This window comes from Pseudaeromonas sp. HNCC25DJ182 (assembly GCF_055413365.1).
Genome location: NZ_JBVAYG010000010.1, coordinates 22,997 through 47,797, shown reverse-complemented (window position 1 = coordinate 47,797; position 24,801 = coordinate 22,997). Strand labels below are relative to the sequence as shown.

Below are 24,801 nucleotides of genomic sequence, written 5' to 3'. Positions count from 1 at the left end.
CAGTTAATGAGTAACAAGGGAATCTCTACGCTACTGGCCTGTGTCTTGGCCGCGACCCTGCTGGGCAGTCCGGTTGCCCGGTCGGCCGAGTTTTCTGCCAGTTTCAAAGGAACTGATATTCAGGAGTTCATCAATACGGTCGGCAAGAACCTGAACAAGACCATCATTGTTGACCCTTCCGTGCGTGGCAAAATCAACGTCCGCAGCTATGACCTGCTAAACGATGAGCAGTATTACCAGTTTTTCCTGAGCGTGCTGGATGTTTACGGCTTCTCCGTGGTGACCATGGATAACGGCGTGCTCAAGGTGCTGCGCTCCAATACCGCGAAAACCTCCGGGATCCCGGTGGTGGATGATGCGGCCCCAGGCTCTGGTGACGAAATGGTGACCCGAGTGGTTCCGGTACGCAATGTCTCGGTGCGTGAGTTGGCGCCGCTGTTGCGGCAGCTCAATGACAATGCCGGTGGTGGCAACGTGGTGCATTACGAGCCCTCGAACGTACTGCTGATTACCGGGCGTGCCATGGTGGTCAATCGTCTGGTGGATATTGTCCGCCGCGTGGATAAGGCCGGTGACCAGGATGTGGATATAGTGCGGTTGAAATATGCATCTGCCGCCGAGATCGTGCGCCTGATCAGTGCCTTGACCAAGGATGACGGCAAAACCAGCATGAGCTCCTTGCTGGCACCGAAAGTGGTCGCCGATGACAGAACCAATTCCGTGGTGGTATCAGGGGATCCCAAGGCCAGGCAGCGGGTGATGCAGATGATCCGGCAGTTGGACAAGGATCAGCAAAATGACGGCAACACCAAGGTGTATTACCTGAAATATGCCAAGGCCAAGAATCTGGTCGAAGTGCTGACCGGTGTCAGCAAGAGTATTCAGGATAAGAAGCAGGGGGGTGGCCAGCCGGGTGCTGCTACTGCTAAAAAGATGAGCATCGAAGCGGATGAACAGACCAATGCGCTGGTTATCACCGCCCAACCCGATGAGATGCAGGAGCTGGAGAAAGTGATCTCCCGACTGGATATCCGTCGCGCTCAGGTCCTGGTCGAAGCGATCATCGTCGAGGTCGCCAATGGCACGGGCGCACAACTGGGCGTGCAATGGGGTAATACCAATGCGGGTATGGTGCAGTTTGCCGACAGCACCACCTCCCCACTTCCAGTTAGTACCTTTGTCGATGCGATTGGCTCGGATCCCAGCGATGCGAGCAAGAGTGCGCTGGCCGGCGTGTCGGGGGCGGCACTGGGTTTCTACCATGGTGACTGGTTTGCCTTGTTGACAGCCTTGCAGACCGATTCCAAGAGTGATGTCTTGGCGACCCCAAGTCTCTCCACCATGGATAACCAGGAAGCCGAGTTTAATGTCGGGCAGGAAGTGCCGGTTAAGACCGGTTCCCAGAGTTCGACCGATGCATCAACGGTGTACAACACCATCGAACGTAAGACTGTCGGTACCAAGTTGAAATTTAAGCCGCAGATCAACGAAGGCGATTCGGTACTGCTGGAGATAGAACAGGAAGTCTCCAGCGTGGATAGCGCCAGTGCCAATAGCGATCTTGGTTCTACCTTTAATGTGCGCACCATCAAGAATACCGTGCTGGTCAAGAGTGGCGAGACTGTGGTGCTCGGTGGTCTGTTGGACGAGAAAACCAATGAGGTGGTCTCCAAGGTGCCTTTGCTGGGGGATATCCCAGTACTGGGCGAACTGTTCAAATCTACCAAGACGGATAAAACCAAGCGTAACCTGATGGTGTTTATCCGCCCGGTGATCCTGCGGGATCCGGTGACTTACTCCGGGATTTCCAACGCCAAATACAGCATGTTCCGCGCCGAGCAACTGGATCGGGCCAGTAAGGGTTTGCGCCTGATGCCCGATGAGATAACCACGCCAGTGATGCCGGCCTATGGTTCTGGTGCCGCTGTTTCGCCTGAGTTGCAAAAAGAGATCGAGCAGTATCGCACCAAGCAGGCCGAGGCCGCAGCTGCGGGTCGTGCTACGACCCAAGGCCAGTGAGGGAGGTGCCGGTGTTGGAGCAGTCACAGGAGGTTCTCGGCGCCGAGTCACAGGCGGAATATGGTGATGGAGTCCGGTTACACTTTGCGTTTGCCCGTGATCGCGGCGTCATTCTCGAAGGGCAGGAGGGCGAGTTGCGTCTTCTGTGTCGGCCAGGTGTATCACCGGAGACCCTGCTCGAGGTGCGTCGCGTAGCCGGAGCACCGTTCCGGGTCGAGTTTCTGGAAACGGAAGCCTTCGATGAGCACCTGATGATGAGCTATCAGCGCGACTCATCCGAGGCGCGGCAGATGATGGAGGATATCGGCAACGAGGTCGACTTCTTCACCCTGGCCGAAGAGTTGCCGGATAACGAAGATTTGCTGGATGCCGAGGATGATGCTCCGATCATTCGGCTGATCAACGCCATGCTCAGTGAAGCCATCAAGGAAGAGGCGTCGGATATTCATATCGAGACCTTCGAACGGCACCTGATCATCCGTTTCCGCATCGATGGTGTGTTACGTGAAATTCTGCGCCCGCATCGCAAGCTGGCATCACTGCTGGTGTCGCGAATCAAGGTCATGTCCAAAATGGACATTGCCGAGAAGCGGGTGCCCCAGGATGGCCGGATTGCCCTGCGTATTGGTGGCCGCGCGGTCGATGTCCGGGTTTCGACCATGCCCTCCAGCCATGGCGAGCGGGTGGTATTGCGCTTGCTGGACAAGAACAACGTCCGTCTGGAACTGAAACAGCTGGGCATGACCGCGCGCAATCGGGAACATATCTCGACCCTGATCCGCAAGCCTCATGGCATTATTCTGGTCACCGGACCGACCGGTTCGGGCAAGAGTACCACCCTGTATGCCGCGCTGTCGGAAATCAACTCCAAGGATCGCAACATCCTGACGGTGGAAGATCCTATCGAATATGACCTGGAGGGCGTCGGCCAGACCCAGGTTAATACCAAGGTCGACATGACCTTTGCTCGCGGCTTGCGTGCCATTTTGCGTCAGGATCCGGATGTGGTGATGGTTGGGGAAATCCGTGATCTGGAAACCGCGCAAATTGCCGTGCAAGCCTCGCTGACGGGGCACCTGGTGATGTCGACCTTGCACACCAACACCGCCATCGGCGCGGTTACCCGCTTGCGGGACATGGGCATTGAGCCCTTCTTGCTGTCGACTTCGTTATTGGCTGTTCTGGCCCAGCGCCTGGTGCGAACCCTGTGTCCGCACTGCCGTGAGCCTCATCAGCTGACCGAGCAGGAAAAACTGTTGCTGAGTATTCCAGCGCAGGACAATCCCACCATCTACCGACCTAAGGGGTGCGAGGAGTGCAACTACTCCGGTTATCGTGGCCGCACCGGTATCCATGAATTACTGCTGGTGGATGAAGCGGTTCGGGAGGCGATCCACGCCGAAGCGGGTGAACTCGCTATCGAGCGCATGATCCGCGCCCATACCCCGAGCATTCGCAGCGACGGTCTGGATAAGGTGATGCAGGGCATCACCAGTCTGGAAGAAGTGCTGCGGGTCACCCGGGAGGATTAGCCATGGCTGCTTACGAGTATCAGGCCCTGGATGCCAAAGGCCGCCGCAAGCAGGGCGTGCTGGAGGCTGACTCCGCGCGCCTGGTGCGTCAGCAACTGCGTGAGCAGGGACTGACACCATTGGAAGTCACGGAGACGGTAGAAAAAGCCCGACGGGAGGCGAGCGGTTTTTCATTGTTTCGACCGTCGGTGAGTACCGGCGATCTGGCGTTGATCACCCGTCAGCTGTCCACCCTGGTGGCGGCTGCCCTGCCGATTGAAGAGTCGCTCAAGGCGGTAGCCGAACAGTGCGAGAAACCCAAGCAGCGTACCCTGATCTCGGCGGTGCGCGGCAAGGTGCTGGAAGGCCATGCCATGGCCGAGGCGATGGCAACCTTTCCATCGGTGTTTGACCAACTCTATCGCGCCATGGTGGCGGCTGGGGAGAAATCCGGTCACCTGGAAAAAGTACTCAACCGGTTGGCGGACTACACCGAACAGCGCCAGCTGATGAAGAACAAGCTGATGCAGGCGATGATCTATCCGATTGTGTTGACGCTGGTCGCAGTCGGCGTGATCGCGATCCTGCTCTCCTCTGTGGTACCCAAGGTGGTCGAACAGTTCGTGCACATGAAGCAGGAATTGCCGCTCTCGACCCGCATCCTGATGGGGGCCAGTGATTTTGTTCGTGACTATGGTCTTGGCATGGTGCTGTTGATGGGGTGTGCCTTGCTGTTTTTCCGCTGGTGGAACCGCAAGCCGGAGCGGCGGATCCGCTATCATGCCTTGCTGTTGCGTTTACCGGTCATCGGTCGGGTCGCGCGCGGCATCAATACTGCCCGCTATGCCCGCACCTTAAGCATTCTCAACTCCAGCGCCGTACCCTTGCTGGAAGGGATGCGCATCAGTGGTGAGGTGTTGACCAACGATTATGCCCGCGCCCGGCTGGTGGCCGCCTCGGAGCGGGTGCGGGAAGGTAGTAGCCTGCGCACGGCCTTAGAGCAGACCAAGCTGTTTCCACCCATGATGCTGCACATGATCGCCTCGGGTGAACGCAGCGGCGAGTTGGACAGCATGCTGGAGCGGGCGGCGGATAACCAGGATCGGGAGTTTGAAAGTCAGGTCAATCTGGCACTCGGGGTGTTTGAACCGGCGCTGGTGGTGTCGATGGCAGCGATCGTGCTGTTTATCGTCATGTCGATCCTGCAGCCGATCCTGGAGTTGAATAACATGGTGAGCATGTAACGGCCCTGGGTCGTTCCGGCTCGCCTGGCCTTTAAGTTAGCGACGTTATAACGGGAGTTTTTCATGTCTACACAGCGTCAAGGTGGTTTTACCCTGCTCGAAATCATGGTGGTCATCGTTATCCTCGGCATTCTGGCCAGTCTGGTGGTGCCGAACCTGATGGGGAACAAGGAGCAGGCCGATCGGCAGAAGGCGGTCAGCGATATAGTGGCGCTGGAAAATGCCCTCGACATGTACAAGCTGGACAACAGCCGCTTCCCGACCACGGAGCAGGGGCTCGAAGCCCTGGTGACCAAGCCGCAAAGCGAGCCGGAGCCTCGTAATTACAAGGAGGACGGCTATATCCGTCGTCTGCCGCAAGACCCGTGGGGCAATGCCTACCAACTGATGAGCCCGGGTGAGCACGGCAAGATCGATGTCTTCTCCATGGGGCTGGATGGCGAAGCCGGTAGCGATGATGACATCGGTAACTGGAATATGGACCAGAAGAAGGGCAACGAATAAATGCCCAGCAAGAGCCGTGGCTTTACCCTGATTGAGATCATGCTGGTGATGGTGATTATCGGCTGTGCGGTCGGCATAGTCGTACTCTCCATACCCGGCGTAGGTTCCCGGGGTGACGGCGATATCAAGACCCAGAGCGAGCGCCTGCAGGCTCTGGTCAGCCAGATTGCCGAACAGGCGATGCTGGAGGGGCGCACCATAGGTCTGCGGGTCGACAAGAGCGGCTATCAGTTTATGGTGCGCCAGCAAAAAAGTACGGATCAGACCGTGACGACCGAGCCGAACCAGGTCGCGACGGCTTGGGACGATCAAGTCTGGGTGAACTACGAAAAAGAGAAGTTGCTGACCAAAGCCACCTTCCCGGAGGGCACCGAAGTCGAACTCGAGCTCGGGGGGCTGGCTCTGGACAACGAGGAGAATCGGGTTGGTCTGGAGAAGGTCGACTGGTTTAGCCAACGCGATGAAACCAATCCTGAACCTCAAATCCTGCTGCTGCCCGGTGGAGAGATCACCCCATTCCAGCTGACGCTGACGCCACCCGTGGATGAGGAAGCCAACGAGCTGGATAAAAACTATATCCAGCTGCGGGGCGATGAAACCGGCCAAGTCCGGGTACTGACCCGGGCCGAAGTGGAAGCCGAGGAGAAGGAATGAGAGTCCGCGGTATGACCCTGCTCGAGGTGATGGTGGCTCTGGCCATTTTTGCCGTTGCCGGGTTGACCGTGGTGCGTACCGTGTCGCAACAGCTGGTCGGTCTGACTCTGCTGGAAGAAAAGACCATTGCCACCTGGGTGGCGGATAACCGCCAGGTCGAGGTTGCACTGCGTAAGAACTGGCCGGGTTTATCATGGACCGAAGGCAAGGAAGAGATGGCTGGGCAGACCTGGTACTGGCGCTGGCGCGGCGTGGAAACCCAGGATTCGAATTTTCGGGCACTAGATGTTGAGGTTCGCAGTGAAGAAAAGGCCAAAAATCCTCGCATGTCACTGCGTACTTATGTCTCCCGCTAAACGGTTTCGTGCGGATCGTTACCGTTCGGCGGGTTTTACCCTGCTGGAGGTGCTGCTGGCGTTGGTGATCCTGGCAGGACTGAGTCTGAGTGCTTATCAGGTGCTCCAGGGCGTGATGCAAAATGACGCTCAGACCAGGATCAAGGTCGAGCGCCTGGCAACGCTGCAGCGGGTATTCACCATGCTGGAGCGGGATTTTAGCCAGGCAGTCCCAAGAGGCTCACGCACCAATGGCGAGATGAGCAAGGTGGTGTTTCAGGCAGCCCGTTTCCAGATGGAGAGTGATGACTGGTCGGTCTCCTTTGTCCGCAATGGCTGGTTTAATCCAGGTGCTCAACTACCACGCTCCAACTTGCAGAAGGTCGGTTATCGATTGCGTGAGAATAAGCTGGAGCGGCTGAGCTATCTGTATGTGGATCCCGCGGTCGGCACCGAACCTGTGGTGACCCCTCTGCTGGATGGCGTGAAAGGTTTCAAACTACGTTTCTATGCCAATGGGCTCTGGGCTACCGAGTGGAGTAACACGGCTCAACTTCCCAGAGCCATAGAGCTCGAGTTGGAGCTCACTGATTATGGCGTGCTGCGGCGGTTGTTTTTATTGACGCAGGCGGGAAGCCAATGAAGCAGCAACGAGGCGTCGCGTTATTGGTGGTTCTGCTGATCCTGGTGGTTATGGTGGTCCTGGCTGCCAATATCAGCAATCGCTTCCAGACCGAACTGTTCCGCACCTCGAATCTGGTGCGACAAAGCCAAGCCAAATGGTACGCCTTGGGCGCGGAAACCCTGGTGATCAAGACGCTGAATCAGGATATCAAGGACAGTCAAGATCGCACCCATCTGGGCCAGTACTGGGCTACCCCCAACCAGGTGTTTCCGGTGGATGAAGGCGTGATCATGGGGGATGTGAGAGACGGACAAGCTTGTTTTGATCTCAACGCCATCAATGGCGGCAGTGCCACCGCAGAGAGCAATCTGCCATATAACGCTAATGTTTTTAAACACTTATTGATGGCTGTTAATGTCGATGAGTTTGATGCCAGCCAGATCACCGATGCCCTGCGCGACTGGGTGGATACCGACGATGAACTGGTTTCCAGTCTGGGGGCGGAGGATTCCTGGTATCAATCGTTGAGGGTCCCCTATCTGGCGGCCAATGGGCCGTTGGTCGATGTCAGTGAGTTACGTCTGGTTCGTGGTATCAGTGCCAGCATTTATCGACGGTTGCAGCCTCTTGTCTGCGCTCTGCCCCCGACGGCGCAAGGTGCAGCCGTCGAGTTGAAAGTCAACGTCAATACCTTGCGTGAAGCCCAGGCGCCTTTGTTGTCTGCGCTGTTTCTCGGGCAAATGAGCAATGATGAGGCGTTGAGTGTCTTGCAGGCGCGTCCCAAGGATGGTTGGCAATCAGTAACAACCTTCATGACGATTGCCGAGGTCATGAATGCCAATAGCGGGCTGGGTGACAAGGTGCAAAAAAGCATCGATGTGAAGAGTTACTTTTTTGAGGCTCGCTTGCAGATTGAGATGGATGAGGTGCAGGTGCGCTTCATCACACTATTCAAGCGACAGAGTAACAATAAGGTCGTCGTGATCCGCCGACAGTACGGAGGCTCGGAGTGAACGAATATTTGGTGATCCGTCTTGGCGTGCGCGCCACGGATCCAGTGCATTGGCTGGTGTGGTCCCAGAGTGAACGGGAAATTATTGCCAGCGGAACTCTGGTTGATGCTGCCGAACTGGCGTTACTCAAGGAGCGGGCTGGTGGCCGACCTGTGATTGGTCTGGTGCCCTCTTCCGAAGTGCTGTTCCGTGAGGTGACGCTGCCGGGCAAGCTGACCCGGCAGAGCCTCAAGGCATTGCCGTTCCTGCTGGAAGAAGAGGTGGCCAGCGATGTGGAGTCCCTGCATCTGGTGGTGTTAGGCAGCCAGGGCAAGCAGGTGTCGCTATTGGCGGTGGATCATAAGCGCATGAGCCAGTGGCTCGGCTGGATCGAGACTGCAGGCTTGAGCCTCAAGCAGTTACTGCCGGATGTGCTGGCGTTGCCGCGTGCCGATGAGGGTTGGAGCGCCGTCAAACTCGGCGACCAGTGGCTATTCCGGCAGAGTGAATATGCTGGCATGCAAGTCGAAGAGGCTTGGCTGAATGTGTTACTGGCCGGTTTTGAGCCGTTGCCGACCATCAGCAGCTACAGTGCACCGCCACAGGACGCCCCAGGTGAGTGGCTGGTCGAGCCCGCCGAGCTACCGATGCGTTTGCTGGCGTTGGGCGCGCCGCTGGCTCGGGGCAATTTGCTCAGTGGTGAGTATCGTATCCAGCCGGAATGGCAACGTCTGTGGCGCCCCTGGCGCAAAGTGGCACTGCTGGCAGCGACTCTGCTGGTGCTGCTGGTGAGCAATCGGGTGCTCTATTGGCAAGAGGTTCGTGCCGAGGCCGCCAGCCTGCGGGCCCAGAGTGTCCAGCTTTACAAACAGCTGTTTCCCGGTGAAACCCGGGTGATCAATCCGAAAACCCAGATGAAGCAACATCTGCAGGCTCTTGGGTCGTCGGGCCAGCAAGCGGGTTTTATCCGTCAGTTGATGAAGCTGGTGCCGGTGTTTACCCAGTCCAGTGGTTTGACGCTGGAGCAGCTGCGCTTCGATCAGAAACAAGGTGAGTTCCGACTGCAGGCGACTGGCAATGGTTATCAGGACTTTGATCGCTTTCGCCAGCTGACGGCCAATGATTTCACGGTCAAGCCGGGGGATATGAAGAGTAACAACGGTAAGGTACAGGGCACCCTGATCCTGAGGAGTAAATCATGAGCAGTTGGTGGAACAGCCTCAGTGGACGGGAGCGACAATTGGTGGGTGTTGGCGGCATTTTGCTGCTGATTGCCCTGCTGTATTGGGGAGCGTGGCGGCCGCTGATCCAGGGGATCGAGACAGCGGAGCAGCAGCGGGATGTGCAGCGCGGAACCCTGGCCTGGATGCAGCTCCGGGCAGCCGATCTGCCCCAGGGGCAGGGACGCACGGGTCGCCAGCCGGATCTGGGGGCCACGTTGGAGGCGGTTGCAACCACCACCTCCAAACAGTTGGGGCTCTCCCTGACCCGACTCCAGCCGCTGGATAAACAGCTGCAGCTTGAGTTGAATCCGGTGGAATTTGAACGCTTGATGAACTGGCTGGTGATCATGGAGCGGGATTATGCCGTCTCGGTGCAGATGATTGAGTTGGCGGCCGAAGGAGGGAAAGGGATGGTGAAGGTTCGCCGTTTGCAAGTGGGGCGTAATGAATGAAGCGTATCCTGTTGACCGGTGTATTCGCGGTTGCCTGTTATCTATTCTTTTTGCTCAGCCAATGCCCGGTGGCCCGGGTCCTGCCCTGGTTTCCGCTACCACCAGGCCTGGTGTTGAGCGGGCCGAGTGGTACCCTTTGGCAGGGTGATTTCGAACAGGTGATGTGGCGGGGCAAATTGTTGCAGAAAGTGGGCTGGCGTCTGCCGCTGAGCCGCGTGCTGCTGTTTGACCCTGTGATTGAGTTGGAATTCAAGGATCGCAATACGCTGCAGGGGCAAGCTGAGCTAGGTTGGGCCTCGGGCATCCGCTGGCGAGATGTCGATTTGCGTGCAGATGCGGCCTGGTTATTGAGCCAGGCGCCAATGCCCTTACCGGTTCCGGTGACCGCCACGGGCGATGTGCGATTGCAGCTGGCTGAGCTGATTGTGACGCCGCAGCAGTGCGTCACCCTGACCGGCAAGTTGCTCTGGCGTGGTGCCGAGGTGCAGAGCCCGATGGGCGCTCTGCGCCTGGACGATGCCAGGGCGCAGTTGAGCTGTGAACAGGGTAAATGGGTAGCCAAGGTGCAGCAAGACTCGCCACAGCTGAAGCTGAATGGCCGTGCCGAGCTGGATTTCAAGGGGAACTACAGTTTTCAGGGTACCTTGACACCGGGTGTCGAATTGCCGCCCTCGTTTGCCCAGGGGATGAATTTTCTTGGTCAGCGGGATAGCCAGGGTGCGATTCGTCTGAACTATGTGGGGCGCATTTAGGTGAGGTGCCTCTGGTCGCCGGTTCTGGGAATCATCAGCAGGGGGGTCTGAACTCCCTGATAAAAAGGCGCTTCCGGCGCCTTTTTGTTTTCTGTGCGTTCGCTGAACCCAGGTTGCAGCGTCTAGAGCTGCGGGGCGTGGTCCTCGGCTAGGGAACTATGGCGCTTGCGTGCTGGAATCTGACCGTCTGAGTGCCGGGAATGAGCGAGAAGATCCGGGATTAATACACCGTAGTCGCTGATCGCGGGAATATCGGCAAATTGCTGATGAGGTTGCTGGCTGTCGGGATTGAGAATACCCAGCAGATGGGCAATACCGAACTGGCGCGCGGCGAGCAGAATGCGCCGGGAGTCATCGATGAACAGGGTTCGGGCCGGCTCAAAGGCTAGGCGCTCATGCAGGGCTTGCCAACAGGACTGATGTTCCTTGGACGTTCCGAATTCATGGGTGGAGTAGAGGCCATCCAGATACTGATCGAGCGCGGTACGCTGGATCTTCAAGGCCAGACTATCCGGATGAGCATTGGTGAATAAAAATAACTGCCGGCCAGAGTGGCGCAAGGCCTCGAGAAAGGGTCGCGAGTCGGCGCGCCAACGGACCTTGTCGGCAATCTCCCGCTTCAATGCCAGGATATCGAGCCCTAACTGCTCACTCCAGTAATCGGTGCAGTACCAATTGAGGGTACCTGCCACTGCGGCAAATATCGGCTCCAGTTCGCGCCGGGCATCATCCAGTGGCATGCCGCGCTCCTGGCCCCAACGTTCGGGTACCAGACGCTGCCAGAAGTAGTTGTCAAAATGTAGGTCAATCAGGGTGCCATCCATATCCAGCAGCACGGTATCGATCTCTTGCCAAGCGAGCATGGTGTTCCTTGTCCGACTTTGCTTACAATGGCCACCTGAAGACGGGTTCATCCACAACGGATGCCCGCGGTGGCGGAGGCGGCGATTATAGCCGAACAATGATGACGCGGGACAAGAGCAAACCCCAGATACTCAAGCAGGAGCTGGTGGCCCAGAGCCGGCTGTTCAAGGTGGAAGCACTGCACCTGCGTTTTACCAATGGCACCGAGCGCATTTATGAACGGATGCAGGGCGGTCACCGCGGCGCCGTCATGCTGGTGCCGCTATTGGATGATGACACCCTGCTTCTGGTGCGCGAATATGCGGCCGGTACCCATAGTTATGAGTTGGGTTTTCCCAAAGGCGTGATCGATGCCGGTGAAAATCCGGCGCAGGCGGGGAATCGGGAGTTGATGGAAGAAACCGGCTATGGCGCTCGCGAGCTGATCCCGCTCAAGCAGGTCTCACTGGCACCGGGTTTCTTTGCCAGCCGCATGGACCTGTTGCTGGCGCGAGATCTCTATCCAGAGTGGCGGGAAGGGGATGAACCGGAGCCGTTGGAGCTGGTTCGCTGGCCATTGGCCGACGCCGAAGTGTTACTGGACGATCCCGAATTCAACGAGTCGCGTAGTGTGGCGGCGCTGATGTTGGCTCTGCGCTGGCTGCGTCAGCAGGATCTGCCTTGATTTCGGGTCGGCGCACTATTATTCATATCGCGATGAAATCGTTTTCTGTCACGGTCCAGGGCCGGTGGCTGACATAAACTAGCGGCATGGATCCGAGGCATTGCCCATGCGGATCAGGAAAAATCCACTGCAAAAATCTGTCTCTTTGTTTGATATCGCGACCCATGGGTCGCGTTTTTTTTGCCGCAGGATTGCGGCCATAAAAAAGCGACCGCCAAGGGTCGCTTCTCATCGAGTGACTCGCGAACAGACGCGAGATTACTCGTCGAACTTTTCGATGGCCTTGCCCAACTGGATCATGATGCGCTGGGCCGTATCTGGAATATCATCGGGTTGGTCTTTGCGCAGATCATCATCGCCGGGCAGAGGCTGGCCGGTGAAGGCGTGCAGGAAGGCTTCGCACAACAGCTCACTGTTGGTGGCGTGACGGAGATTGTTGACCTGACGGCGTGTCCGCTCATCGGTAAGGATCTTGAGCACCTTGAGCGGGATCGAGACAGTTATTTTCTTGACCTGTTCGCTCTTTTTGCCGTGTTCGGCATAGGGACTGACATAATCGCCGTTCCACTCTGTCTTCATCATGCACCCGTTATCTGGTTGTTCCGGCGCGATTTTAACCCGTATAGCCAGTAATGGCAATCCAACAGCAAAGCCATTTAGACGTCTGGAAGTGTTGACGGCTTTTGTGCGGACCAGTAAGGTGTAGGCTGCATTCTACTTCTATTTTCCAGCAGGCCAGGGGGCATCATGGCGGAGTACAAACAACAGACGCACGCAGTCAAATCCGGGATCGGCGTGGATAGTCAGTATGGCGCCGTCGTGCCACCTATCTATCTCTCCACCAACTACACCTTTGCCGGCTACGGCGAAAAGCGCCAGTTCGACTATAGCCGCTCTGGAAACCCGACCCGGGAGACTCTGGGCCAAGCCTTGGCGGCGCTGGAAGGCGGTAGTGGTGCCGTGATCACCGGTACTGGAATGGGGGCTGTTAACCTGGTGGCAGAGGCCCTGCTGCGTTGTGGCGATTTGCTGGTGGCCCCGCACGACTGTTATGGCGGCAGCTATCGACTGTTTCAGCATGTTGCGGCGCGTGGCAATTACCGGGTGCTGTTTGTCGATCAGGGAGATCCGGTTGCGCTAGCGGAGGCCCTGGCACAGAAGCCCAAGCTGGTATGGATCGAAACCCCCTCCAATCCGCTGCTGCGGGTGGTCGATGTCACGGCCATCTGTGCAGCCGCGCATCAGATTGGGGCTCTGGTGGCGGTGGATAACACCTTCTTGTCCCCCTTGTTACAGCAACCGCTGCAGTTGGGGGCCGATGTGGTGGTGCACTCCACCACCAAATACATCAACGGCCACTCCGATGTGGTGGGTGGGGCCGTGATTGCCAAGGATCCGCAACTGGTCGAACAGCTGGCCTGGTGGGGCAATTGTCTGGGCCATACAGGTGGTGCTTTTGACTCCTATCTGACGCTACGGGGGTTGCGTACTCTGGCGCCTCGCCTGCGCACTCATCAGGAAAATGCGGCCGCCATCATCAGCTACCTGCAGCAACAACCGTTGGTACGCAAAATTTACCACCCCAGCCTGCCGACTCACCCGGGGCATGAGATTGCCAAACGCCAGCAACAGGGCTTCGGCGCCATGCTCAGTTTTGAAGTCGATTTCACTCTCGAACAAATGCAGTGTTTCCTGATGGCACTGGAGCTGTTCTGTCTGGCAGAATCTCTGGGCGGTGTCGAGAGTCTGGTGGCCCACCCGGCCAGCATGACCCACGCCGGTATGGATCCTGCGGCACGTCTGGTTGCCGGTATTACTGATCAGCTGCTGCGGCTGTCAGTGGGTATCGAACATGCGGATGACCTGATTGCCGATCTGGACCAAGCCTTCGAGCGGGCCAAGGCCTGCGCCTAATTTTTCTTTGTTGTCGGGGAGCATCATGTCACAAGCTGCAGCGGTATCGGCAGGTCGTCAGGTTCACAAGTTTGGAGGCAGCAGTCTGGCCGATCCCAGCTGTTACCGCCGGGTCGCCGGGCTGATTGAACAGCAGGGGCGTGGAGACGAGCTGATCGTCGTCTCGGCGGCGGGCAAAACCACCAATCGTCTGATCCAGCTGCTGGATGCTACCGAGGCGGGTGAACATGCACTGGCCGCTGTGTTGACTGCGCTGCAAACCTATCAGCAAGGGTTGATCGATGGCTTGCTGGAGGGCGAATCCCACCAGCAGTTATCCGCTGCATTACAGGCGGATTTGCAGAATATTTCACTGTCATTGAGTCAGTCCCCTGACCACCTGGAACGAAACCGTCTGCTCTCCTTTGGCGAGGTGTGGTCGGCGCGTTTGCTGGCCGCCTTGCTGGTGGAGCGCGGGAATGCGGCCACCTGGCTGGATGCTCGGCGCTTTTTACTGGCCGAAGAGGCCGCATTAGCCCGGGTCGCGGTTGCCGCATCTCGTGAGCGTTTGCAGGCGATCCTCCATGAGTTGGGCGAGCAGCGCGTGGTGGTCACCGGCTTTATCGCCGCCGATGCCGAAGGGCGGACCTTGTTGCTCGGGCGTAATGGCTCCGACTATTCGGCAACCCTGCTCGGTGCGTTGGCGGGAGCCGAAGCCACCACCATCTGGAGTGATGTGGCCGGGGTTTATAGCGCCGATCCGCGGCGGGTTAAATCGGCCCATCTGCTGGAGCGTCTTTCCCTGGCCGAAGCTAACGAACTGGCACGCCTGGGTTCGCCTGTACTGCATAGCCGTACCTTGCAGCCGGTGCTGGATAGCCAGCAACGACTGGCGTTGCGCTGCAGCTATGATGCCGACTCCGGCTCGACCCAGATCCTGCGTCGTAAATCGCTGGTCAAAGGGGCCCGGATAGTAACCTCTCTGGATCAGGTCGTATTGCTGGAGTTGAAAGTGTTGCCCCAGCAAGGCTATGCCGAAGCCATCGCGACCATCGAAGGGGCGTTGGCCCAGCAACAACTAGCCGCTCTGGCCATTCATCATCAACCGGACCGTAAACTGCTGCGGTTGGCCTATACCCCGGAGACGGCCCCCAATGCCATGGCTCTGTTACTGGAGTTGCAGCAGCAGGGGTTGTTTACCGGACTGGTTCAACGGGAAGGCTATAGCCTGTTGGCGCTGGTAGGGGCTGGTGTCTGTGATCATGCCGAGCAGTGTCATCGTTTCTACCGTCTATTGGCGGATCAGCCGCTGGAATTTATCCAGACCAGCAAAGAGGGCTTGAGCCTGATTGCCATCGTGCGGGAAGTCACATTGGAGCCGCTGTTGCTGGCGCTGCATGCCACTTTGTTTCATCAGACTCGTCGTGCCGGGATAGTGCTGTTTGGACGCGGCAACATCGGCAGTCAGTGGTTAAACCTCTACGCCCGCGAAAAGGCGCGCTTGGAGGCTGAACACCATCTGGAGTTGACGCTATACGGCGTGTTTGATTCGCGCGGCGGTATGTTGTCGGATCACGGCCTGGATCCTCTGGTGATGGTGGATCACTTTCATCCCGAATCTTTCACCATGCCTGAGCTGTTGGCTCTGCTCGAACAGCATAGCTTTGATGGTTTGATCCTCATTGATTTGACCGCCAGTGAGGAGCTCAGTGCTTACTATCCGGATTTTGGCCAGATTGGGGCTCACCTGATCACAGCCAATAAATTTGCCGGTTCGGCGCCGGTCGATTTTTATAATCGGGTCAAGCAGAGCTTTGCCGACCATCAGCGGCAATGGCGTTACAACGCGACTGTGGGCGCCGGCTTGCCGATCCAGAGTACCTTGCAGATGCTCTCCCACTCAGGCGACCGCATCCATGGCGTCAGCGGGATCTTCTCCGGCACCTTGAGCTGGCTATTTCAGCAGTATGATGGCTCGCGTCCCTTTTCCGAGCTGGTCGAGGAGGCTTGGCAGCACGGCTTGACCGAGCCGGATCCCCGCGAGGATCTTTCGGGGCAGGATGTGCGGCGCAAATTGCTGATCCTGGCCCGTGAGGCTGGCTTTGCCCTGGAGCCAGAGCAAATTACGTTGCAGAATCTGGTACCCAATGCCTTGCGCCGCGTCAGTCGGGAAGTGTTTATGGAGCGGTTGAGCGAGATGGATGACAGCCTGCTGGATGCCATCGAAGAGGCGCAACATCATGGCAAATTGCTGCGGTATGTGGCGCGACTGGAGCGGGATGGCCGGGCGAGTGTTGGCCTGGAGGCGCTGGAGCCTCATCATCCATTTGTCAACTTGCGCCCCTGTGACAACATCTTCGCCATCGAGACTGACTGGTACCGTAGCAACCCCTTGATCCTGCAAGGCCCAGGGGCCGGGCGCGAGGTGACGGCGGCAGCGGTACAAGCGGATCTCTGGACCATCTGCGCGGCACTTTAACTATCTGCCGGCCTCCCTCCGTTGGGGGAGGCGGCGCTTCAAGCGGAATCATTTGCCCGCGATTGACGGCATATCCGCGAGCTATCCGGCATTTCCTCTCTGCCAGCAAGACAACTATTCTTGATACAAGATAAACTCGGGTTGTCGGGTTGTCGGGTTGTCGGGTTGTCGGATTCTCAGATGATGCGTTTTTGGTTTTCATTGCTGTTTTTGGTTCTTCTGAGTCCGGGGGGGCAAGCCCTGCCGGTGCTTGACCTGGCGTCACCGCACATGGCGATTGGCGAGGCCGTCTCAGTACTTCGTGATGATGAGGGACAGCTGTCGTTGCGTCAGGTGATGGCTCTGCCTTCGGACCGTTTTGCCCCGCTCGGGCAACCCGTGGCCAGTCATACTTTCACTCGTGCCGCCTACTGGTACCGCTTCAACGTTGAAAATCACTCTTTGCAGCCGTTGACTCGGATCCTGTGGTTGTCACAGGCGTGGCTGGATCGGGCCGATTTTGCCGTGGTGTCGCCGCAGCAGCAGATCACGCTGTTACCGGGAGGCAATGGGCTGCCGTTTGCGCAACGGGCGATTGCGCTGCCGTTACCGAATGTGCGCCACAACTTTGAACCGGGGCGTTCGACAGTCTATCTGCGCGTGCAGACACCGGATCCGTTTATTGTCTCTATCAATCTGATGACCGAAGGAGAGTTCCTCTATGCGCAGATGATTGATGGCATTCTCGGTGGTCTGGTCTACGGCGCGATTCTCGCGATGCTGCTCTACAACCTGCTGTTGTATATGGGTACCCGCGAGACATACCAGCTGGCCTATGTCGGCTATCTGGCGACGTTCCTACTGATGAATGCGGCTTATAACAACTACACATTCCCGCTCTGGTTTGCCGACTGGCCAGCCGGGCAGGATTGGATGCAGTCCGGTGCTATCTTCCTGTTCCTTTGTGCCGGTCTGGCCTTTACCCGCTCTTTTCTCGATCTGCAACATGGCCACCAACGGCTCTACCGGGTGACGACGGTCGCTCTCTACCTGCTGGTTGGGTTAGGGCTGATCGGGCCGTTGATCGGTTATCCAGTGCATGTCGAGTTGTCGATCATCCTCTCATCACTGGTCAGCTGCTACTCGTTTGTGATGGGTCTCTATTCGTGGTTGCAAGGCAACCGCTCGGCGCGTTTCTTCCTGCTGGGGACTATGAGTGGTTTGGTCGGCACTATGGTGACGGCTTGCACTGTTATGGCATTCATTCCTTTTCACTACATTACCTACAAGGCGCTCGACTTTGGTCTCGTCGTTGACGGTATCCTGATGTCGCTGGCATTGACGGACCGCATCAAACAGGTTCGCGAACAGCGACTGCGTGCTGAACTTGATTCGCGCACCGACAGCTTGACGGGGCTCTACAATCGGCGCGGCTATCAGGAGATCAGTCAGCTTGGTTGGTCAAGGCTAACGCAGCGACAACTGCCACTCTCCGCAATGCTGATCGACATCAACTACTTCAAGCAGGTCAATGATGCGTATGGCCACGCGGCAGGAGATGCGTTGCTGCAGCATGTTGCCCTGCTGCTGCGCCATCAATTGCGCAAGCTCGACTATGCCTTCCGCATGGGGGGCGATGAGTTCCTGCTGCTGTTGCCGGGGATCGACTGCGGACAAGCCAGCCATCTCGCCGAGCGCCTGCGAAAGGCGATGGAGTGTACTCCGTTACGCTGGGAGGGGAACGAGTTGCCGATCTCGGTCAGTATCGGCCTCAGTGAATGGCAGCCTGGCGAAGAGAACCTGGAGGCTCTGCTGCGTCGGGCAGACAGCGCCATGTATCAACAAAAACCCGCTCGCTTGGGTTAGCTGGCGCTTAAATAAAACTTAATAGTCCATGTAACTGACCCTTCGTCGAGCCGATGTAACCCGAACGGGAGGCTGTCGTATGGTCCCCTGCTACCTCTGGATTGATTCGATAGCCTCGACGAGCTACTCCTCGCCGATCGGGGCCACTGTCGCCCCCAGCAATTGGATGAAGTCCTGGGGATTGATCTCGACCGACAGACCGCGCCGACCGCCACTGACTAGTATGGTGTCCTGGGTTAGCGCTCGGGCATCCAGCAGGGTAGGTAGCTGTTTTTTCTGGGCAAAGGGGCTGATGCCGCCGACTTTGTAACCCGTGAGGCGTTCGGCATCCGCCGGCTTCATCATCTCCACCTTCTTCAGCTTGGTCGCTTTGGCGACTTCCTTGAGACTCAGCATGCAGGAGACCGGGATCACCGCAGTCACCACCTGCTTATCCTGGTGTACCAGCAGGGTCTTGTAGACCTGTTCCGCGGGTAGCCCCAACTGGGCGGCAGCATGAAGGCCAAAATCCTCGAGCACTTCGCACTCGTAGCTGTGGGTGTTGAAGTCGATACCGGCGATTTTCAGAAAGCGGATAGCAGGGGTCATACACCTATTCTCCTTGGTAAGATGGCTCAGGATCAGCGGAGCCTTGTGATGTGCTGGTTATGGTCGAGCGGAATGTGAGCTAGGGTACTGCTCGGCAGCAGAAACGAAAAGGCCGGGATTGCTCCCGGCCCTCTTTTACCTGCGGACTAGCCCGTATTGCGCATCCCGGCAGCGATCCCGGCAATGGTCACCATCAGCGCCTGGTCAACTTGCGGATGCAGCTCGTCCGGTGTACTCCGGGAGCGATTCAGCAGCTCCACCTGCAGCACGTTCAACGGATCTGTGTAGGGGTTGCGCAGCTTGATGGATTCCTTGATCCATGGCTGGTCATCCAGCAGACCACCTTGCGGCCGCAAGCGCAGCACCACCTCGGTGGAGGCCTTGAGCTCGGCGCGCAGGCGTTGCCCCAGCGGCCAGAGGTTTTCCGGTGCCAGACGTTGGTCATAGTACTCGGAGAGCCACATGTCAGCCTTGAGGAATACCATCTCCAGCATTTCTAGACGGGTGCGGAAGAATGGCCACTCCTTGCTCATCTCGATCAGCAGCTCTTCCTTGCCTTCGGCCACCACGGTATTAAGCGCAATGTGGGTTCCCAGCCAGGAGGGCAGCATCAGACGATTCTGGGTCCAGGCAAAGATCCACGGAATGGCCCGTAGGGACTCCACACCGCCATTCGGCTTGCGCTTGGAGGGACGGGAGCCCAGCGGCAATTTACCCAGCTCCATTTCCGGCGTAGCCGCACGGAAGTAGGGAACAAAGTCCGGCTCATCCCGAATGATGCTGCGGTAGTGGTCGCAGGAGACTTGCGCCAGCTGCTCCATCACTTCACACCATTCGCGCTTCGGCTTCGGCGGTGGCAACAGGTTGGCTTCCAGCACCGCACTGGTGTAGAGCTTGAGGCTGGTGATGGCAACGGCCGGCAGACCAAACTTGAAGCGGATCATTTCGCCCTGCTCGGTCACGCGGAAGCCACCCTTCAGGGATCCTGGCGGTTGAGAGAGGATCGCCTGATGAGCCGGGCCACCGCCACGACCCACAGTACCACCGCGGCCATGGAACAGGTTGAGCTTGAGGTTTTCGCGTTCAGCGATCGCCACCAGCTCTTCCATCGCCCGGTATTGGGCCCAGTTGGCGGAGATCATGCCGGCATCCTTGGCGGAGTCGGAGTAGCCGATCATCACATACTGCTGGCCCTGGATGTAGCCACGGTACCAGTCGACGGAGAGCAGACGGTTCATCACCAGAGCGGCATTTTGCAGGTCATTCTGGGTTTCGAACAGCGGCGCCACTGGCATGCGGAATGGGCAACCTACTTCCTTGAGCAGCAGTTGCACGGCCAGGACGTCGGAAGGCTGACGGGCCATGGAGATGATGTAGATGCCAAAGGCACCCGGATCGGTTTCGGCGATGACGCGGCAGGTATCCAGAACTTCCTGATTTTCTGCGTTCGGTTTCCAGTCGGGCGGCAACAGCGGACGGCGGGAGTTGAGTTCGGTCAGCAAGAAGGCTTGTTTATCTTCCTCACTCCATTGCGCGTAATCTCCCAGTCCCAGATAGCGAGTCAGTTCGGAGAGGACGTCGCCGTGACGCTCGCCATCCTGACGGATATCCAGCTTCAGCAGGGTGATGCCGAAACAAGCCAGCTTGCGCAGCACATCCAGCAACAGACCATCGGCAATGATGCTCATGCCACAGGCATGCAGGGAGTGATAACACAATTCCAGCGGTTCACGCAGCTGCTCGGTGCGGCAGATGAGATCGCGGCTCTCGGTGTACTGACCTTGCAGACGCGCGGTCAGGTTCTGCAGGGTCTCTTTGATGTCATCCCGCAGAGTGCGCAGCAAGAAGCGGTACGGTTCTGTGTTGTCACCGGCAATGGCGCGCAATTCCGGGCTGGCATCCATCATCGACAGCTCGGAGACCAGCTCCTGTACGTCATTCTGGAACAGGCTCAGTGCAACCCAACGGGAGGTCAGCAGCACTTCGCGGGTCACTTTGGCGGTGACAAACGGGTTGCCGTCGCGGTCGCCACCCATCCAGGAGGCAAAGCGCACCGGTGCGACATCCAGCGGCAGGCGCAGGCCGAAGTTTTCTTGCAGCCGTTCATCCAGTTGGCGCATGAAATTCGGAATGGCAGGCCACAGATTGTTTTCGATCATCGCGAAGCCCCACTTGGCTTCGTCGACCGGCGTCGGGCGCTGTTCGCGAATTTCGTTGGTATGCCAGGCCTGGTTGATCAGCTGCTCGATGCGTTGCAGGATGATCTTGCGCTCACGCTCGCTCAGGTCGCACAGCTCCAGTTGCTCCAGACATTCGTTCAACTGGACGTGTTTGTGGATCAGGGTGCGACGGGTCACTTCCGTCGGGTGGGCGGTCAACACCAGCTCGATATCGAGCTCACGGATCGCGGCAATGATCTCTTGTTCGGAGTGGTTGCTGGCCTTGAGCTTGGCAAACAGCTTGTCGATGGCATCCGGGCCACTGTGATCTTCATTATGACGAGATACGGTGTGGAACTGCTCGGCCACGTTGGCCAGGTTCAGGAACTGGCTGAATGCACGAGCAACCGGCAACAATTCGTCGTCGCTCAAGCCGTGCAGCGTATCCAGCAGATTTTGCCGTGCCTCTTCATTTCCTTGGCGAGAGGATTTGGCCAACTGGCGGATGGTTTCGATTTTAGCCAGAAACTCTTCACCCAGATGATCCTTGATGGTCTTGCCCAAAAGCTGACCCAACAGGCCCACGTTGCCACGCAGTGCCGCGTACTTCTCATGCATAATCGTCCGTCCCTTCCCTTTTGTTGTGAGGATTACCACAAAATTGTCCCCACCGGCCGAGGGTACAATCTATCCGTAATCTGTTAGCCAGGTCAAATCTTGAGCCCGCTTAAAGTGCAAATTTATGCGAATTTTGCGCCGAAGTGGGTCATAGGCAGAAGCGTTGCACCAGATGTTTCAGTACTTCGGTGGTGGGAGTGACGAAAGACAGGTCGAGATACTCATCCGGTTGGTGGGCCTGGGTGATGTAGCCAGGACCCAGCACTAGCGTGTCACAGCCCAATTGCTGCACAAACGGTGCCTCGGTACAGTAATTGACTGATTCCGCGCTGTGGCCGGTGGCGCGCTCGGCTTCGGTGATCAAGACCGAAGAACTCTCGCAGGCATAAGGCGGTATGGGTTCATGCATATGGCTGATGTGCAGGCAGCCGGGATGGCAGGCATGGATCTCGCTCAGGTTTTCTTCCAGCATCACCATCAGCTCCTGAGGGCTGACGCCCGGGATGGGGCGTAGGTCGATCTGCAATTCGCAGGCACCGCAGATCCGGTTCGGGCTGTCGCCACCATGGATGGCGCCAAAGTTGAGGGTTGGATGCGGCACCTTGAAGTGGGAATTGTGGTATTTTTTCGACAAATCTTGTTGTAGCAGCGTCAACTTGCCCAGCACCTTGTGCATGATCTCGATGGCATTGACGCCATTGGCCGGGTCCGAGCTATGACCGCTCTTGCCGGTGACGCGGATCGATTCCGACATATGGCCTTTATGCATCATCACCGGCACCAACCCGGTCGGCTCACCGATGACGGCATAATCCGGCTTGATAGTGGCGGCCTCGGCAATAGCACGAGCGCCGGCCATGGTGGTCTCTTCATCGGCAGTGGCCAGAATGCGCAGTGGCTTTTTCAGCTGGCGCAGATCCATCTCCTGAACCGCCATGGCAATAAAGGCAAAAAAACCCTTCATATCAATGGTGCCCAAGCCATAGAGCCGATCGCCCTCCTGGGTCACGGTAAATGGATCCTTACTCCAGCGCCCGGCGTCGAAGGGGACGGTATCGGTATGACCTGCCAGCAGTAGGCCGCCATCCCCCGATCCCAGCGTCGCCACCAGATTGAATTTGCCCGGCAGATCGGGGAGCGGGGTGATATCGCACCGAAAACCCAGCTGGCTGAACCAGTCGGCCAGCAGTTGAATGACCCCCTGATTACTCTGATCCCAGGCTGGATCTGTGCTGCTAATTGACGGAATCGCGATGATATCCCGGTATAACGTAAAAAAATCCAGATTTGCCATACATCCTCCTTGCAGCCCAGATACTAATTTGATAAATAATATAAATGCAAGTTCGATGCATAAATATTAAGATGTGTCGGGCGCTAAACGGTAAGAGACTATTTGTAAGGTAATGTTGATGTCCTGTCACTTCATAAACAATCGACGACGCAACCCTGCTTGATGCTGCATCAGCTTGCAGCCTTTGTTTCCCGTTGTACCCCGATACCTAAACTCTGCTGAGCCATTACGGAAATTGTCATGCTGAATGTCGTCATTATTGGAGCCAGTGGTTATGCCGGTGCTGAATTGGCTGCCATGGTACAGAAACATCCGCACCTGCACCTGAAGGGACTCTATGTTTCCGCCAACAGCCAGGATGCCCACAAACCATTTGCGGCCCTGTATCCGCGGTTTGCCGGTTTGGTGGACTTGTCCATCCAGCCGCTGACGGAACAAGGGATGGAGGAGGCCAAGGCGGGAACCGATCTGGTTTGTCTGGCGACCGCCCATGAGGTGAGCATGGATTTGGCTCCGCAATTCCTGGCGGCGGGTATCAAGGTGTTTGACCTATCCGGGGCTTTCCGGGTCGAAGAGCAGGGTTTCTACGACGAATATTACGGTTTCAGCCATAACCAGCCCGAGTGGTTACAGCAAGCTGTCTATGGCTTGGCCGAGTGGAATGAAGAGGCCATTGCCCAGGCTGAGTTGGTAGCCGTTCCGGGATGCTATCCCACCGCCTCGCTCTCGGCCCTGAAGCCGCTGATGAATGCAGGCCTTATCAAGGCGGGTACCACGCCGATTATCAATGCGGTGTCCGGGGTCTCCGGTGCCGGACGCAAAGCGGCCATCAATACCAGCTTCTGCGAAGTCAGTCTGAACCCCTATGGCGTGTTCAAGCACCGCCATCAGCCGGAAATCAGTCACCACTTGGGAACCAAGGTGCTATTCCAGCCTCATTTGGGTAATTTCATTCGTGGTATTCTGGCGACCATCTACGTGCAACTGGCCGATGGCGTGACGGCTGAACAGGTGGATGCGGCCTACGCGAGTGCCTATGACGGCAAACCTATCGTTCGCTTGAGTGCCCAATGGCCCTCCATCGCCGGTGTCGCCGGAACTCCGTTCTGCGATCTGCATTGGCAGGTCGAGGGGGATCAGCTGATCGTGGCATCGGCCATCGACAACCTGCTTAAAGGCGCTTCCTCCCAGGCCATGCAGTGCATCAACATCAATTATGGATTCGAGCAGACCGCGGGTCTGCTGTAACGGAGCAAACGGATATGGCCAACAATACCCTGATTATCAAACTCGGCGGCGCTCTGCTGGAGAGCGACGAAGCCCTTGGCGCCCTGTTCGACGGACTGACCCAGTTTCTGGAGCAGCAACACAGACCTCTGGTGCTAGTGCACGGTGGCGGTTGCCTGGTGGACGATCTGCTCAAGGGGCTGGGCCTCAAGAGCACTAAGAAGAATGGTTTGCGGGTTACCCCGTTCGAGCAGATCCCGATCATTGCCGGGGCACTGGCTGGGACGGCCAACAAGCAGATGATGGCCAAAGCCATCCAGCATGGCATCAAGACCGTTGGTCTCTGCCTGGCCGATGGTGGCTTGTGTAACGTCACCCAGCTGGATCCCGAGTTGGGCGCAGTAGGCGATTGCCAACCGGGCGATGCCTCCTTACTGCATAGTTTGCTGGATGGCGGCTTCCTGCCCGTGATCAGCTCCATCGGTATTACCGCCGAAGGCCAGTTGATGAACGTTAATGCTGATCAGGCCGCAACCGCCATTGCCGAGGCACTGGGTGCCGATTTGGTGATGCTCTCCGATGTCAGTGGCATTCTGGATGGCAAGGGACAGTTGATCCACGAGGTGACGCAAGCCAAAGCCGATGAGCTGATTGCCAAGGGCGTCATCACGGGTGGCATGGAGGTCAAGGTCAAAGCGGCACTGCATGCTTCCGCCAGCCTGGGGCGTCCGATCTGTGTTGCCAGCTGGCGTTATCCGGATCAGCTGAGCAAGTTGCTGGCCGGTGGTGATATCGGTACCCGCATTTCGGCCTGATAGGCAAAGCGCACTCATAGCGCAACAAGAAGAATGACTTTTAA

The 24,801-nt window shown here is 57.6% G+C and carries 22 protein-coding genes; 17 read left to right on the top strand and 5 right to left on the bottom strand.

Going from position 1 to position 24,801, the window contains the following annotated elements; all coding sequences use genetic code 11:
- Nucleotides 1-6 precede the first annotated feature (6 nt).
- The 11 genes from gspD (at nt 7) to ACZYUB_RS09695 (ending at nt 10,311) form a co-directional block, all read left to right on the top strand.
- Nucleotides 7-2,019 (top strand): type II secretion system secretin GspD, encoded by a 2,013-nt coding sequence (gene gspD, locus ACZYUB_RS09745; RefSeq protein WP_463947469.1) that lies wholly within the window; start codon nt 7-9, stop codon nt 2,017-2,019.
- 11 nt (nt 2,020-2,030) lie between these two features.
- Nucleotides 2,031-3,551 carry a type II secretion system ATPase GspE gene (gspE, locus tag ACZYUB_RS09740; protein ID WP_463947467.1) on the top strand — a complete coding sequence of 507 codons (1,521 nt, stop codon included), beginning with the start codon at nt 2,031-2,033 and terminating at the stop codon, nt 3,549-3,551.
- Nucleotides 3,552-3,553: 2 nt separating this feature from the next.
- A complete protein-coding gene (gene gspF, locus ACZYUB_RS09735) occupies nt 3,554-4,774 on the top strand; it encodes a type II secretion system inner membrane protein GspF (RefSeq protein WP_463947465.1) in 1,221 nt (406 codons plus the stop codon).
- Nucleotides 4,775-4,837: 63 nt separating this feature from the next.
- Nucleotides 4,838-5,278, top strand: a complete 441-nt coding sequence (gene gspG / locus ACZYUB_RS09730) for a type II secretion system major pseudopilin GspG (RefSeq protein ID WP_463947464.1) — start codon at nt 4,838-4,840, stop codon at nt 5,276-5,278.
- A complete protein-coding gene (gene gspH, locus ACZYUB_RS09725) occupies nt 5,279-5,932 on the top strand; it encodes a type II secretion system minor pseudopilin GspH (RefSeq protein WP_463947462.1) in 654 nt (217 codons plus the stop codon).
- Nucleotides 5,929-6,288: a type II secretion system minor pseudopilin GspI gene (gspI, locus tag ACZYUB_RS09720; RefSeq protein WP_463947460.1), complete on the top strand. Its 360-nt coding sequence runs from the start codon at nt 5,929-5,931 to the stop codon at nt 6,286-6,288. Before gspH ends, gspI begins: the two co-directional genes overlap by 4 nt.
- Nucleotides 6,275-6,910 carry a type II secretion system minor pseudopilin GspJ gene (gene gspJ, locus ACZYUB_RS09715; protein ID WP_463947459.1) on the top strand — a complete coding sequence of 212 codons (636 nt, stop codon included), beginning with the start codon at nt 6,275-6,277 and terminating at the stop codon, nt 6,908-6,910. The genes gspI and gspJ overlap by 14 nt, the downstream gene beginning before the upstream one ends.
- On the top strand, nt 6,907-7,905 hold the full coding sequence (gene gspK, locus ACZYUB_RS09710; RefSeq protein ID WP_463947457.1) for a type II secretion system minor pseudopilin GspK: 999 nt from the start codon (nt 6,907-6,909) through the stop codon (nt 7,903-7,905). The genes gspJ and gspK overlap by 4 nt, the downstream gene beginning before the upstream one ends.
- Nucleotides 7,902-9,086 carry a type II secretion system protein GspL gene (gene gspL, locus ACZYUB_RS09705; protein ID WP_463947455.1) on the top strand — a complete coding sequence of 395 codons (1,185 nt, stop codon included), beginning with the start codon at nt 7,902-7,904 and terminating at the stop codon, nt 9,084-9,086. The genes gspK and gspL overlap by 4 nt, the downstream gene beginning before the upstream one ends.
- Nucleotides 9,083-9,559, top strand: a complete 477-nt coding sequence (gene gspM, locus ACZYUB_RS09700) for a type II secretion system protein GspM (RefSeq protein ID WP_463947454.1) — start codon at nt 9,083-9,085, stop codon at nt 9,557-9,559. Before gspL ends, gspM begins: the two co-directional genes overlap by 4 nt.
- Nucleotides 9,556-10,311 carry a type II secretion system protein N gene (locus ACZYUB_RS09695; protein WP_463947452.1) on the top strand — a complete coding sequence of 252 codons (756 nt, stop codon included), beginning with the start codon at nt 9,556-9,558 and terminating at the stop codon, nt 10,309-10,311. Before gspM ends, ACZYUB_RS09695 begins: the two co-directional genes overlap by 4 nt.
- A 122-nt stretch (nt 10,312-10,433) precedes the next feature.
- On the opposite strand, the gene yrfG is transcribed toward ACZYUB_RS09695, so the two are convergent.
- Complete coding sequence (gene yrfG, locus ACZYUB_RS09690; protein WP_463947450.1) at nt 10,434-11,174, bottom strand: GMP/IMP nucleotidase; 741 nt, start codon at nt 11,172-11,174, stop codon at nt 10,434-10,436.
- Nucleotides 11,175-11,275: 101 nt separating this feature from the next.
- Between yrfG and nudE the strand changes: the two genes are divergently transcribed.
- Nucleotides 11,276-11,839: an ADP compounds hydrolase NudE gene (gene nudE / locus ACZYUB_RS09685; RefSeq protein ID WP_463947594.1), complete on the top strand. Its 564-nt coding sequence runs from the start codon at nt 11,276-11,278 to the stop codon at nt 11,837-11,839.
- A gap of 258 nt (nt 11,840-12,097) precedes the next feature.
- Here the strand turns inward: nudE and metJ are convergent, their stop codons facing one another.
- The gene (gene metJ, locus ACZYUB_RS09680; protein WP_463947592.1) at nt 12,098-12,418 is read right to left on the bottom strand and encodes a met regulon transcriptional regulator MetJ; all 321 of its coding nucleotides are present in this window, start codon (nt 12,416-12,418) and stop codon (nt 12,098-12,100) included.
- A gap of 168 nt (nt 12,419-12,586) precedes the next feature.
- On the opposite strand from metJ, the gene metB reads away from it, so the two are divergent.
- The 3 genes from metB (at nt 12,587) to ACZYUB_RS09665 (ending at nt 18,056) form a co-directional block, all read left to right on the top strand.
- Nucleotides 12,587-13,753 (top strand): cystathionine gamma-synthase, encoded by a 1,167-nt coding sequence (metB, locus tag ACZYUB_RS09675; RefSeq protein ID WP_463947448.1) that lies wholly within the window; start codon nt 12,587-12,589, stop codon nt 13,751-13,753.
- Nucleotides 13,754-13,778: 25 nt separating this feature from the next.
- On the top strand, nt 13,779-16,211 hold the full coding sequence (locus ACZYUB_RS09670; RefSeq protein WP_463947446.1) for a bifunctional aspartate kinase/homoserine dehydrogenase II: 2,433 nt from the start codon (nt 13,779-13,781) through the stop codon (nt 16,209-16,211).
- A 180-nt stretch (nt 16,212-16,391) separates the two neighbouring features.
- Nucleotides 16,392-18,056: a sensor domain-containing diguanylate cyclase gene (locus tag ACZYUB_RS09665; protein ID WP_463947444.1), complete on the top strand. Its 1,665-nt coding sequence runs from the start codon at nt 16,392-16,394 to the stop codon at nt 18,054-18,056.
- A gap of 123 nt (nt 18,057-18,179) precedes the next feature.
- Here the strand turns inward: ACZYUB_RS09665 and ybaK are convergent, their stop codons facing one another.
- From ybaK to argE, 3 genes are all read right to left on the bottom strand, one after another.
- Nucleotides 18,180-18,644, bottom strand: a complete 465-nt coding sequence (gene ybaK / locus ACZYUB_RS09660; RefSeq protein ID WP_463947442.1) for a Cys-tRNA(Pro) deacylase — start codon at nt 18,642-18,644, stop codon at nt 18,180-18,182.
- 146 nt (nt 18,645-18,790) lie between these two features.
- On the bottom strand, nt 18,791-21,421 hold the full coding sequence (gene ppc, locus ACZYUB_RS09655; RefSeq protein WP_463947441.1) for a phosphoenolpyruvate carboxylase: 2,631 nt from the start codon (nt 21,419-21,421) through the stop codon (nt 18,791-18,793).
- Between the two features lie 148 nt (nt 21,422-21,569).
- Nucleotides 21,570-22,715, bottom strand: a complete 1,146-nt coding sequence (gene argE / locus ACZYUB_RS09650; RefSeq protein WP_463947439.1) for an acetylornithine deacetylase — start codon at nt 22,713-22,715, stop codon at nt 21,570-21,572.
- A 240-nt stretch (nt 22,716-22,955) separates the two neighbouring features.
- Here argE and argC point away from each other — a divergent pair, with 240 nt between their 5' ends.
- The gene (gene argC, locus ACZYUB_RS09645) at nt 22,956-23,963 is read left to right on the top strand and encodes an N-acetyl-gamma-glutamyl-phosphate reductase (protein WP_463947438.1); all 1,008 of its coding nucleotides are present in this window, start codon (nt 22,956-22,958) and stop codon (nt 23,961-23,963) included.
- A 14-nt stretch (nt 23,964-23,977) separates the two neighbouring features.
- Nucleotides 23,978-24,757: an acetylglutamate kinase gene (gene argB / locus ACZYUB_RS09640; RefSeq protein WP_463947436.1), complete on the top strand. Its 780-nt coding sequence runs from the start codon at nt 23,978-23,980 to the stop codon at nt 24,755-24,757.
- Nucleotides 24,758-24,801 lie beyond the last annotated feature (44 nt).

Coding starts and splice junctions, on each gene's coding strand:
- metJ (WP_463947592.1), bottom strand. CDS start 12,418: ATGAAGACAGAGTGGAACGGCGATTATGTCAGTCCCTATGCCGAACAC.
- gspJ (WP_463947459.1), top strand. CDS start 6,275: ATGTCTCCCGCTAAACGGTTTCGTGCGGATCGTTACCGTTCGGCGGGT.
- gspK (WP_463947457.1), top strand. CDS start 6,907: ATGAAGCAGCAACGAGGCGTCGCGTTATTGGTGGTTCTGCTGATCCTG.
- gspI (WP_463947460.1), top strand. CDS start 5,929: ATGAGAGTCCGCGGTATGACCCTGCTCGAGGTGATGGTGGCTCTGGCC.
- argC (WP_463947438.1), top strand. CDS start 22,956: ATGCTGAATGTCGTCATTATTGGAGCCAGTGGTTATGCCGGTGCTGAA.
- nudE (WP_463947594.1), top strand. CDS start 11,276: ATGACGCGGGACAAGAGCAAACCCCAGATACTCAAGCAGGAGCTGGTG.
- gspF (WP_463947465.1), top strand. CDS start 3,554: ATGGCTGCTTACGAGTATCAGGCCCTGGATGCCAAAGGCCGCCGCAAG.
- ybaK (WP_463947442.1), bottom strand. CDS start 18,644: ATGACCCCTGCTATCCGCTTTCTGAAAATCGCCGGTATCGACTTCAAC.
- ACZYUB_RS09665 (WP_463947444.1), top strand. CDS start 16,392: ATGATGCGTTTTTGGTTTTCATTGCTGTTTTTGGTTCTTCTGAGTCCG.
- gspM (WP_463947454.1), top strand. CDS start 9,083: ATGAGCAGTTGGTGGAACAGCCTCAGTGGACGGGAGCGACAATTGGTG.
- ACZYUB_RS09670 (WP_463947446.1), top strand. CDS start 13,779: ATGTCACAAGCTGCAGCGGTATCGGCAGGTCGTCAGGTTCACAAGTTT.
- gspD (WP_463947469.1), top strand. CDS start 7: ATGAGTAACAAGGGAATCTCTACGCTACTGGCCTGTGTCTTGGCCGCG.
- argB (WP_463947436.1), top strand. CDS start 23,978: ATGGCCAACAATACCCTGATTATCAAACTCGGCGGCGCTCTGCTGGAG.
- gspH (WP_463947462.1), top strand. CDS start 5,279: ATGCCCAGCAAGAGCCGTGGCTTTACCCTGATTGAGATCATGCTGGTG.
- ACZYUB_RS09695 (WP_463947452.1), top strand. CDS start 9,556: ATGAAGCGTATCCTGTTGACCGGTGTATTCGCGGTTGCCTGTTATCTA.
- argE (WP_463947439.1), bottom strand. CDS start 22,715: ATGGCAAATCTGGATTTTTTTACGTTATACCGGGATATCATCGCGATT.
- yrfG (WP_463947450.1), bottom strand. CDS start 11,174: ATGCTCGCTTGGCAAGAGATCGATACCGTGCTGCTGGATATGGATGGC.
- ppc (WP_463947441.1), bottom strand. CDS start 21,421: ATGCATGAGAAGTACGCGGCACTGCGTGGCAACGTGGGCCTGTTGGGT.
- metB (WP_463947448.1), top strand. CDS start 12,587: ATGGCGGAGTACAAACAACAGACGCACGCAGTCAAATCCGGGATCGGC.
- gspG (WP_463947464.1), top strand. CDS start 4,838: ATGTCTACACAGCGTCAAGGTGGTTTTACCCTGCTCGAAATCATGGTG.